This window comes from Ancylomarina sp. YFZ004 (assembly GCF_054254355.1).
Map to the genome: position 1 here is coordinate 58858 of NZ_JBTCHQ010000007.1, position 11879 is coordinate 70736.

Annotated in this window: 11 protein-coding genes; 9 read left to right on the forward strand and 2 right to left on the reverse strand. The window is 35.2% G+C overall.

What is annotated here, in order from left to right; genetic code table 11:
• Positions 1 to 33 precede the first annotated feature (33 nt).
• From ACXR6G_RS12400 to cysN, 9 genes are all read left to right on the forward strand, one after another.
• Complete coding sequence (locus ACXR6G_RS12400; RefSeq protein ID WP_458361750.1) at positions 34 to 369, forward strand: DNA-directed RNA polymerase subunit omega; 336 nt, start codon at positions 34 to 36, stop codon at positions 367 to 369.
• 59 nt (positions 370 to 428) lie between these two features.
• A complete protein-coding gene (locus tag ACXR6G_RS12405) occupies positions 429 to 986 on the forward strand; it encodes a flavoprotein (protein WP_458361751.1) in 558 nt (185 codons plus the stop codon).
• 14 nt (positions 987 to 1000) lie between these two features.
• Entirely contained in the window at positions 1001 to 1633 is a 633-nt protein-coding gene (locus tag ACXR6G_RS12410; protein ID WP_458361752.1) for a phosphopantothenoylcysteine decarboxylase domain-containing protein, read from the forward strand.
• Between the two features lie 118 nt (positions 1634 to 1751).
• Positions 1752 to 2645, forward strand: coding sequence for a type IX secretion system protein PorD (gene porD / locus ACXR6G_RS12415; RefSeq protein ID WP_458361753.1), 894 nt, complete (start codon positions 1752 to 1754; stop codon positions 2643 to 2645).
• Positions 2646 to 2697: 52 nt separating this feature from the next.
• Positions 2698 to 4353, forward strand: a complete 1656-nt coding sequence (locus tag ACXR6G_RS12420) for a DNA repair protein RecN (RefSeq protein ID WP_458361754.1) — start codon at positions 2698 to 2700, stop codon at positions 4351 to 4353.
• A gap of 118 nt (positions 4354 to 4471) precedes the next feature.
• Positions 4472 to 5311, forward strand: coding sequence for an enoyl-ACP reductase FabI (locus ACXR6G_RS12425; RefSeq protein WP_458361755.1), 840 nt, complete (start codon positions 4472 to 4474; stop codon positions 5309 to 5311).
• A 376-nt stretch (positions 5312 to 5687) separates the two neighbouring features.
• Positions 5688 to 6296 carry an adenylyl-sulfate kinase gene (gene cysC / locus ACXR6G_RS12430; protein ID WP_458361756.1) on the forward strand — a complete coding sequence of 203 codons (609 nt, stop codon included), beginning with the start codon at positions 5688 to 5690 and terminating at the stop codon, positions 6294 to 6296.
• Between the two features lie 75 nt (positions 6297 to 6371).
• Positions 6372 to 7277: a sulfate adenylyltransferase subunit CysD gene (cysD, locus tag ACXR6G_RS12435; RefSeq protein ID WP_458361757.1), complete on the forward strand. Its 906-nt coding sequence runs from the start codon at positions 6372 to 6374 to the stop codon at positions 7275 to 7277.
• 94 nt (positions 7278 to 7371) lie between these two features.
• Complete coding sequence (gene cysN / locus ACXR6G_RS12440; protein ID WP_458361758.1) at positions 7372 to 8643, forward strand: sulfate adenylyltransferase subunit CysN; 1272 nt, start codon at positions 7372 to 7374, stop codon at positions 8641 to 8643.
• 99 nt (positions 8644 to 8742) lie between these two features.
• On the opposite strand, the gene ACXR6G_RS12445 is transcribed toward cysN, so the two are convergent.
• Both ACXR6G_RS12445 and ACXR6G_RS12450 read right to left on the reverse strand, forming a co-directional pair.
• Positions 8743 to 10236 carry an OmpP1/FadL family transporter gene (locus tag ACXR6G_RS12445; RefSeq protein ID WP_458361759.1) on the reverse strand — a complete coding sequence of 498 codons (1494 nt, stop codon included), beginning with the start codon at positions 10234 to 10236 and terminating at the stop codon, positions 8743 to 8745.
• A gap of 61 nt (positions 10237 to 10297) precedes the next feature.
• Positions 10298 to 11734 (reverse strand): hypothetical protein, encoded by a 1437-nt coding sequence (locus ACXR6G_RS12450; RefSeq protein ID WP_458361760.1) that lies wholly within the window; start codon positions 11732 to 11734, stop codon positions 10298 to 10300.
• Positions 11735 to 11879 lie beyond the last annotated feature (145 nt).

The following is an 11879-nucleotide window of genomic DNA, read 5'->3' on the forward strand; positions in this document are numbered from 1 at the left end:
AAATAAACCAATAGATAATAATTCTTTGACAGTATGGATTACAAAAAAACGAATGCAGCAGGTTCAACCATTACACGAAATGTTACAGAGTTGAGCAGAGAAGTAGGAAATGCTTACGAATCAGTGATGATTATGGCAAAGCGTTCTAATCAGATTGCTGTAGAGCTTAAAACAGAGCTGAATAAGAAACTTCAAGAATTTGCATCTTTTACTGATAATTTGGAGGAAGTTTTCGAAAATCGCGAGCAAATCGAGATCTCGAAATATTATGAGCGTTTACCAAAACCGACATTAATTGCGGTTGAGGAATTTATAAATGGTGACGTTTATTACAGAAATCCTGCAAACGAAATCAAAACTAATAAGTAAAATTTTGCTTTAATATTTAAGTTCCCTCGAAACAGGGAACTTTTTTAGTTTTATACCTTATGTTAAAAGATAAGAAAATAATACTTGGCGTTACAGCAAGTATCGCTGCATATAAGGCTGCAACTTTGGTGCGCTTACTTGTGAAAGAAGGCGCTCAGGTGAAAGTAATAATGACCCCATTGGCTAAAGAGTTCATCTCTCCGGTAACCATGGCAACTCTATCTAAAAATACTGTTTTAAGCGATTTTTTCAAGCACGATGATGGTGAGTGGAATAGTCATGTAGACCTAGGATTATGGGCTGATGTACTATTAATTGCACCAACAACAGCAAATACAATGGCTAAAATGGCACATGGTATTTGCGATAATCTGTTGTTGACAACATACTTGTCAGCTAAATGCCCTGTGGTTCATACACCTGCTATGGATTTAGATATGTTTAAGCATCCTGCTACACTTCGTAATATGGATATCTTAAAATCATATGGAGATAGCTTTATTGAGCCTTCAAGTGGTGAGCTTGCTAGTGGTCTATTCGGGAAAGGCCGTATGGAAGATCCTGAAATAATTGTTGAGAAACTCAAGGGATTCTTATCTTCAAAAAAAAAAGACTAATTGACAAAAAGGTCATGATAACAGCAGGGCCGACTTACGAAAAGATCGACCCTGTTCGTTTTATTGGTAATTTTTCTTCTGGCAAAATGGGTTTTTCAATTGCTGAAAAACTAGCTGAGGAGGGTGCTCAAGTTACTCTCATCTCTGGGCCATCTGCATGCCAAACCAATCATCCCAACATACATAGAATCGATGTTATCTCCGCGCAGGAAATGTATGATGCTTCTTTTGAACACTTCTCAAATTGTGATGGAGCTATAATGACAGCTGCTGTTGCTGATTTTACGCCACTTAATCCTGTAAATGCAAAAGTTAAGCGCGAAAAATCGAATTATACGATTGAATTAACTCCAACAAAAGACATTGCTGCCTCACTAGGACAGATTAAAACGGATAAACAATTTTTAGTTGGATTTGCTTTAGAAACCAATAATGAAGAGCAAAATGCACAGTTAAAGCTTGAGAAAAAGAATCTGGACTTAATTGTTCTGAACTCATTGAATGATTCAGGAGCTGGTTTTCAGCATGACACCAATAAAATCACAATTTTTTCTCGTAATGGTCAAGTGAAAAAGTATGATTTGAAACCAAAGTCACAAGTCGCAAAAGATATTGTTGATGAGTTAATTCTGAATCAGAATTACTAGAGCTCATTCCATACTTATATATCTAAACAATAATTGGAAATTTCTTTAGTTAGGTTTATAGGCTTGACTGCTCATTTGTTTTGATTAACTTTAGTCTTAATTTTTGAAAAATTCGAATATGCGTAAATTACTTTTTCTATTACTTGTTATATTCTCTGCCTCAAATGTGAAATCACAAGAATTGCGATGTAATATTCAGGTTGTGAGTCAGCAAATTCAAGGAACTAATAAACAGGTTTTTAGAACAATGCAGACCGCAGTGTATGAGTTTGTTAATAATAGAAGTTGGACCGATCATGTTTACGATCAGGATGAGAAAATAGAATGTAATATTCTAATAAACCTTACAGATCAGATTTCCTCTGATGAATTTAAAGGAACAATGCAAATTCAGGCACGACGTCCTGTTTTTAACTCATCATTTAATACAGTTCTTCTAAATTTTAAAGACAATGATATTCATTTTAAATATGCTGAATATCAAGCCTTGGACTATAACGAGTCTAATACTCCTACTAGCTTAACTGCTCTTTTAGCTTATTATGCCAATATTATTGTTGGACTTGATTACGACTCGTTTGCCTTAGAAGGAGGGACACCCTATTTTACAAAAGCAGAAGCTATCGTGAATAAGATGCAAAATGTAAAATACCCAGGTTGGAAATCTTTTGAAAGCAAGAGTAATAGGTATTGGTTAATTGAAAATATATTGAATAATTCCTATCGACCCGTACGTGAATGTATCTATCGTTATCACCGTTTAGGCTTGGATAAAATGTCAGATAAGCTAACTGATGGACGTTCTGAGATTGCAGAATCTTTACGTTTATTACAGAAAGCTCATCGTGCTAAGCCAGGTTCATTTATTCTTCAGATATTTTTCGATGCTAAAGCAGATGAGTTGGTTAAAATATTTACGGAGTCGTTTAATGATGAGAAAAAACGTGCTTACAATATTTTAAGTGATATCGACCCAGCAAACCTGAACAAGTATAAGAAAATACTTAAGTAAGCCGAGATATCTATTTCAATTATTGCTACTAAACTTATATTCTAAATATAATATGCTTCAATCCTTAGCCATACAAAACTATACTCTAATAAATCAGATTGAGATTGACTTCAATAATGGATTTTCGATTATAACAGGTGAGACAGGATCTGGTAAATCTATTTTGTTGGGTGCTTTAGGATTGGTTTTAGGTCAACGACCAGAAACCAATATTCTGAAAGATAAAGATCGCAAATGTACTATAGAGGCTAATTTTAATATTTCAAAATACCACTTGCAAAAGTTTTTTGCTGAAGTTGAAATGGAATATGAAGAAGATACGATTTTGCGACGTGAAGTGTTACCTAATGGTAAGACCCGTGCTTTTGTAAATGATTCTCCAGTTAGCATTAAAGTGTTAAAAGAATTGGGGCTTAGGCTGATTGATATACATTCTCAGAATCAGAACCTCTCTCTAAGTGATCCTGAGTATCAAATGGGGATTGTTGATACTTATGCACAACATGCTCCTTTATTGAATGATTATCAAGTTCAATTTGAAGCCTATCAGGATATCAAACGAGAGTTGAAAAGCCAAGAAGAGATTGCTCGTAAAGAAAAATCTGATCTAGATTATTACCAGTTTCAATTACAGCAATTGATTGAAGTTAACTTGATAGAAGGTGAGCAAGTTGATATGGAAACTGAGCTTGAAACTTTGAACCATGCCGAAGAAATTAAGTCTAATTTATTTAAGGCCTTAAATTTACTTAGTGATGGCGAGCTCTCTATTATTTCTTTGTTGAAAGAGGCACGTTCAACAGTCGGACAAGTCCAGAATGTATTTTCTAAAGGGGAAGAATTTTATAATCGATTTGAAAGCTCGTGCATAGAATTACAAGATTTATCCTCTGAACTTGAAAGTAGTTACGAATCGATGGAGTTTGATCCTTCAAGAATCACCTTTTTGAATGAAAGATTAGATGCTATTTATAGTCTTCAGCAAAAGCACCGAGTGGACTCTGTGCAAGATCTTATTCTAATAAGAGAAGAGTTGGATGATAAAGTAAGAAAGATATCTTCGAGTGATGATTTGATTGAAGAATTAAAGATGCAATTGCAGATGCAGGATACAAAACTTGCTAAAGCTTCTGTAAAGCTTAGTAAAAGTAGAAAGGCTGTGATTCCAGAAATTGAAAAAGCATTGGAATCTCAATTGATTCAATTGGGGATTCCCCACGCAAAAATCAAGTTTGATCAAACTATTGCTGAAGAATATCAGTATTTAGGAAGGGATTTCATTAGAATTCTTTTCTCTGCCAATAAGAACGGGCATCTTGAAGAAATATCAAAGGTAGCGTCTGGTGGAGAAATGTCTCGACTGATGCTGAGTATTAAATATTTAATATCAGCTTCGACTGCTTTGCCATCTATTGTGTTTGATGAAATTGATACAGGCGTCTCAGGTGAAATTGCTGATAAGATGGGAGTTGTTATGAGAGATATGGCTGAAAATATTCAGGTAATTAGTATTACACACCTACCTCAAATTGCCAGTAAAGGCAATTATCATTATAAAGTTTACAAGGCTGATGATGAGTTGGAAACATACTCAAATATTGTTCTTTTAGATAGAGAAAGTCGCATTGAAGAATTAGCAAAGATGCTTAGTGGTGCAGATATGACTCAAGCGGCAATGGAAAATGCTAAGGTTTTGTTAGCTAGGTAGATCTATTGTTGCATATGTGATTAGAGAATTTATTCAGTCTTAATAAATGTTCTTTTCTTGAATTATTCTAAATAATATTGGTTAAATTTGTAGTTGATAAAATTGAAAATTTCAAATTATGTCCTATAACTTATTAAAAGGAAAAAAAGGAATCATCTTTGGTGCCTTAAACGAAATGTCAATCGCATGGAAAGTTGCTGAATTGGCTGTTGAAGAAGGTGCTGAGATCGTCTTAACAAATACACCCGTTTCCATTCGAATGGGAACTATCGATGTGCTAGCAAAAAAATGTAATGCACATGTTATTGCTGCTGATGCTACTAATCCTGAAGATTTGGAGAATTTATATACAAAATCGATGGAGCTTTTAGGAGGTCCTGTTGATTTCATTCTTCACTCAATTGGTATGTCACCAAACGTTCGTAAAGGAAATTCATACGATGAGTTGAACTACGAATACCTTAAAAAAACATTGGATGTTTCTGCTATCTCTTTCCACAAAGTGATTCAGAAAGCTAAGGAAATGGATGTTGTTGCAGAATGGGGATCAATTGTAGCTTTAACTTATGCAGCTGCACAAAGAACCATGTATGAGTACAACGACATGGCCGATGCAAAAGCTATGTTGGAGTCTATCGCACGTAGTTTTGGATACATTTATGGTCGCGAAAAACACGTTCGAGTTAACACAATATCACAGTCGCCTACTATGACAACTGCTGGTAGTGGTGTAAAAGGTTTCGATAAGCTAATTGACTTCTCAGAACGTATGTCACCACTTGGAAATGCTGATGCTCAGGAATGCGCAAATTACTGTATTACCTTGTTCTCTGACTTAACTAAAAAGGTAACCATGCAGAATCTATTTCACGATGGAGGATTCTCGAATATGGGTATGAGTTTTAGAGCTATGGAACAGTATAATAAGAGCTTTGATGAAAGATGTGACTGTAAATAGTCTACTTATCTAACATGTAATTTTATAAGCTCCCTACCAAAGGGAGCTTTTTTTGTGCTTATTATTCAAGTCATTGAGTCAGTATTACTTTATTTCTAATAAAGGATAAAAACTTCTTTTTTTACCGTAAAATCTAGCTTGTGTATTCCTAGTCTAAAATTTTTATAATCACCATAGAAATTGTACATTTGTGTCTGATTTTTTGGAACGCCTTGACTTGAGATTTATTTCACAAATAGGCATTATTAGCAAATAGGGAACTCTTAATCAGATTCTTCTGTCTTTACTAATTCAGAACCTAAAAAGGAGAAATTAATCTTCTTGATAGATTTTATTGGCTAATTAGCAACTGATTGAGTTCATATAAAATAAATTAATGACCACCAAAGCAACTAATATTCATCCAGTCTTCGACCGAATTATTGGTCGAGATGAGAAGGAACAATTTTTAAATCAAAAAGCTCGTGTTATTTGGATGACTGGACTTTCTGGATCTGGAAAAACAACAATTGCAATTGGGTTAGAAAAGGAGCTTCAGAGAAGAGGGTTTTTAACTCAAGTTCTAGATGGAGATAATATTCGTACTGGAATTAATAAAAATCTAGGATTTTCTGAAGAGGATAGAACAGAGAATATTCGTCGTATAGCCGAAGTTTCAAAGCTGTTTGTTAATTGTGGTATCATTACTATTAATTGCTTTGTTAGTCCAACTCTTGCAATAAGAGAACAAGCTAAAGAGATTATTGGAGATGCCGATTTTAGAGAAATCTATGTCAATGCATCTTACGAGGAGTGTGAAAAGAGGGATGTCAAAGGCTTGTATAAAAAAGCACGTAATGGTGAGATTAAAAACTTTACAGGTTTAGATGCACCTTTTGAAGCCCCTGAAAATGCTTTCTTAGAAATTAAAACGGCAGAGATGACGATTGAAAAATCTGTAGAATGCTTAGTAGAAGCAATTCTAAAAGATATTAAGCAGGCTTAGTTAATTAAAGAATATATAAACGTATTATACTGGTGATCGAATTTGATCACAGAAGAGTAAATAAAATTTTTTCGAATGAATGAATACAATATAAATCACTTAAGAGAACTGGAAGCTGAATCGATTTATGTGATTCGTGAAGTTGCAGCTCAATTCGAGAATCCCGTAATGTTATTTTCGGGAGGAAAGGATTCGATTATCATGTTTCATTTGGCAAGAAAAGCTTTTGCACCTGCGAAAGTACCTTTTGCTTTAATGCATGTTGATACTGGGCACAATTTCCCTGAGACAATTGAATTTCGTGATAGATTGATGGAAGAGACTGGTACTCGTATAATTGTACGTTACGTTCAGGATTCTATTAATCAAGGAAAAGCTATTGAAGAAACAGGTTTTGATGCAAGTAGAAACAAATTACAAACTGTAACTCTACTTGATGGACTTGAAGAGTTGCAAGTTGATTGTGCAATGGGTGGAGGTCGTCGTGACGAGGAAAAAGCCAGAGCAAAAGAGCGTTTCTTCTCTCACCGTGACGAGTTCGGTCAGTGGGATCCTAAAAATCAAAGACCTGAGCTTTGGAACTTATTTAACGGTAAGAAGAACATGGGTGAGCACTTTAGAGTTTTCCCAATTTCTAACTGGACTGAGATGGATGTATGGCAATATATCTATCTAGAGAATATTGACATTCCTAATATCTATTTCTCTCACGAACGCGATGTTTTCTTACGTCATGGTAACCTATTATCAGCTTCTGATTTTATTCCAATGCGCGATACAGAAAAAGTTGAAAAAAGAATCGTTCGTTTTAGAACTATTGGTGATGCGACTTGTACAGGTGCTATTGAGTCAGAGGCAAATACTCTTGAAGATATTATTGAAGAAGTAGCTGCTACAAGAACTACTGAACGTGGTACACGCCATGACGACAAGCGTTCGGAAGCTGCCATGGAAGATCGTAAAAAAGAAGGGTATTTTTAAAATAATTATTAATTATCCATTATTAATTATTAGTGTTTAATGCTAAATGATTTCTGATCATTAATCATTAACCAATTATCATTAAAGAAAAGATATGTCAGATAAAACATCAGGATATTTAGATATGGAGCTTTTACGTTTCACTACTGCAGGTAGTGTTGATGACGGAAAAAGTACTCTAATTGGACGTTTGTTATACGATAGTAAAGCCATTTTTGAAGATCAAATGGAGGCTATTGAAATTTCTAGTAAAAAGCGTGGTGATACTGAGGTGGATCTTGCTTTACTTACCGATGGCTTAAGAGCCGAGCGTGAGCAAGGGATCACCATTGATGTCGCTTACCGTTATTTTGCGACTCCAAAGCGTAAATTTATTATTGCTGATACACCAGGTCATATTCAGTACACACGAAATATGGTAACAGGAGCTTCTACAGCAAACTGTGCCCTTATTTTGGTTGATGCTCGTCATGGTGTTATTGAGCAAACTCTACGTCACTCTTATATTGCTAACTTGTTGCAAATTCCTCACCTTATTGTTTGTATCAATAAGATGGATTTGATGAGTTACTCAGAAGAGACTTATGAAACCATTAAAAACGAATATCAGAGGGTTGCTGATAAATTGAATATTAAAGATGTTCGATTTATTCCTATCTCAGCCAAATTTGGAGACAATGTGGTAGATGCTTCTGAAAATATGGATTGGTATAAGGGTGAGACCTTATTGAATCTATTGGAAACTATTGAAATTCTTGATGATAGAAATCATGAAGATGCTCGTTTCCCAGTGCAATATGTTATCCGTCCTCAGAGTGATGAGTATCATGACTATCGTGGATTCGCTGGTCGTGTAGCAAGTGGTGTTTTCAAGCCAGGTGATAAAGTAAAAGTGTTACCTTCTGGAAGAGAGACTACAATTAAAGCGATTGATACGCTGGATGGTGAGTTAGATATAGCTTTTACGCCTCAATCTGTAACGCTAAGATTAAGTGATGAGATTGACACATCGCGTGGAGATATGATTGTAGCTGCAGATAATGTTCCTAATATGGAGCAAGAATTTGATGCTATGGTTTGTTGGATGAATGAACGTCCTATGATGACTGGTGGTAAATATACCATTAAGCATACTTCAAACGAAACACGTTGTATGGTTCGTAATGTAAACTTCAAAGTTGACATTAACTCTTTAGAAGAAAGAACGGATGATAAAGTTATAGGACTAAATGATATCGCATGTTTGAAGTTAAAAACAGCGAAGCCTTTATTCTTCGACTCATATAAGAAAAACCGCAATACAGGAAGTTTCATTTTAATTGATGAAGCAACAAACGAGACTGTTGCTGCAGGTATGATCAGATAAGTAAAGACTGAAGTCTATAATAGACGATTAGTTATATAGTATAAAAAAAGCTCCCAATTGGGAGCTTTTTTAGTTTTAAACTGACTGGTTTCTATTTTCTTAAAACTTAAATCCAAAAGTTAATCTAACCTGATGATTTTCGTCTTGAAGGTCTACTTTACCTGAAGAAATTATATCTCCATCAACAGTAGAAGTACTGTAGTATATGTAAGATTCATCTTTATCTGAGTAACTGTAGGCAGCATCGAAGAAGAAATTACCTTGTCGAATACCGAAACCTGCAGAATAGATATTATAAGACTCATCAATTGAACTTGCCTTGTATGGGTTTCCAAAATTTGCAAAACCTCCTCGTAAGCTAAGGGCTGATGATAATCTATATTCTAAACCAGCTCTTAAATTACCAACACTTTCATATGATGATTTAATGATATCATTCGCTTCTGGAGCTTCTGTAGTTCCATTGAAATCAAAATCATCTTGTCCATCAGAAAATTTGGCATTTGAGTAATCTACAAATTCATAATCTAAACTAAGAATCATTTTCTTTGAAAGAACAACGGCACCACTCAAAGTGAATTTCATAGGTGTTCTATAGTCATACGTGTAGCTTGATAATTGTGTTCTATCAGCATAGTTTGAATAACCGTCAAGATCTTGTGTTTTAAAATGTGAAGCCATTTTATTCTGGAATTCGTCTTCCATTGAGAAGAAGGTTGGCGTATGAAGTGAAGCTCCTAATCTGATATTTTGATTAGGCTTGTAAATAATACCTAACTTAAGATTAGCTCCTACACCTGTTGTTTTTACATATTCTTCAAGATAATAATTACTCAAATCTGATGAACTGTTTGTTAGTGTACTCTCAGTAAAACGCGCAGTTGATTTATAATTAATACTTTGAATACCAAGAGATGCACCTATATAAAATTTATGAGCATAATTCGCTCCAAAGGATATATTGAATTCACCCATATGACCTTTTTCTTCTAGGGTTTTTCTTTGGTTCATTCTTTCTCCAGGGAAGATAGGTAGATCATAATCCAGAGGGTTTTCATCTTGAGGATTCAATAAATAGGTTTCGTATGCTAAGCTTTCAGTCATTGAGTTTAGTTGAGCAGATTCGAAACCATCTGCATTTGCTTCAAAAACATCCAACATACTTGATTCAGAATTTAGTATATGAGACATTGAAGATTTTCTAAAGTTATTGATACGATTGTAGCCAATTCCAAAATTGAAATTTTGCCAGCCATCCTTAGAAGTTATTCTAGGTTTAATAAAGGCAACATAACCAATATTGCTAATCCCAAAAGTGAATTTGTCATCGTCAAGATTGCCACTGGTACTTTTTCTCATTTCCATTGTAGGCGTGAACATGAACTCTGAGCTTTGGTAAACCCCAAGTCCTGCTGGATTTATACCAATGCTAGAGAAATCTCCCCCTAGAGCACCAAAGGCGCCACCCATAGCCATTGAACGTGCTGTTCCAGTATAATGTTGTTGAGAATATCGCAGAGCGTCATCTGCAGTTTGTGCGTATAATATTCCTGAAAAGACTGTTAGGAATAATAATGTGATATATCTTTTCATAGTCATGTGTATTTATAGTAGGTTAAGAAAATAAGAGTTAATCATATCCAGATGTAATTGTTTATTTTCTTCTAGAACTTCCACCACTAGTTGATCTGCTTCCGCCACTAGATGATCTTGATGAAGAACTTGATGAGCGAACAGCTCCTGAAGAACGTGATGATGATGATCTTGAAGGTTTGTATGAGCTAGAAGAACTTCTCGTTGAATTTTTTGTTGAGCTTCTCTTATAGCTAGGAGTACTTTTAACCTTACTGTATCTAGATGATCTTGTACTTGTCCCTCTCACATTAGTTGATCGTTTTGTACCTGAACTATTATACGAAGGACGTGAATTACTTCGAGGTTTTGTATAGTTACTAGTTCTTCTTCTAGTTGTTGTTCCTCTTTTATTTCCTTGGTATGACGAACGATTTTGCGTACCATATCGTGTTGTTGTGCCTTGGTAGTTTGAACGTTTAACAGTACCTGATGTATTGGTTCTTCTAGTACTTGTACCTACACGATTGCCATATGAGCTTCTGCTATTTCGAGAACCATATTTTTGTGCCGCAGTACTTCTTCTTACAGCATCTTTAGCTGTAACTGCTGAGCGACGTGTTGTGGTTCCTGATTTTGAATAATTAGCTGAGCGATTAACACGGCTTACAGTACCTTTTGTTCTCGTTGCAGCGCTTCTATTTGTATAAGCTCTATTTGTACCAGCTTTTGATCCCATGCTTGTTCTATGACCATAGTAGTTGTTTGAACGTCTTTCAGAACCGTAGTAATCACCATGGTGATTATTATGACCATAATATGGATAGTTATTGTAATATGAGTGTCCCCACCCAAAATTCAATGACCAATAGAAATCGTCGTAGAATCCAGAACCTATTCCAAAGCCAAAACCGAAACTTGACCCGTAGGAAGGGTAGTTGTAAGCAAAATTTCGACCATAACGTGTAGGTGAGAATCTGAATGCATTATAATGATTGAAGTTTGTCCAACTAGGTGTCCACCAAACATTGTCTCCGTCAACATAAACATTCCAGTTAGGATCACCAGCTAACCACATAGCCATATTATAGCCACTATTATCGTAGTAACCAAACCCTTGTGGATACCATTGTCTTAGCCTTTCAGCCTCTTCTCGATCGTAGTCACTACCTTGAAATTCATTGATGTAATAACCTTCTTCTTCATTATAAAAGGTCGTGTCAATGGCTTCAATTGAGTCATTTGCAAGCATCTGACGATACTGCTCTTGTATAAGTTGAAATTCTCTATCATCGCTAAAAGTAGCCTTAGTTGTAGGTTCTACTCTAGTTGTTTGTTCGATAGTCGGTTCTTTTTTATCGGCATGAGTCGTATAGACTGCCATTTCCGTATCGATTAGAGATGTTTCTCCAGGAACGTAATAAATATCATCCTGAAATGCTGATGTTCCCACATAGGATGGGGAACAAGCCGTTGCTATTAGCAAGGGAACGATTAGTAATTTAAAGTATGCTTTCATCTGGATATGATTTAAGGTTTAGCTTTGATGTAATTTTTATGATTGGATTATCAACCTGTTTAAACAAGAGCAAAAATCGAGCCTAAAATGTGTTTAATAATTATTCAATCTATAAAGTTTCATGTCTAGCCTTCAATATGATTAT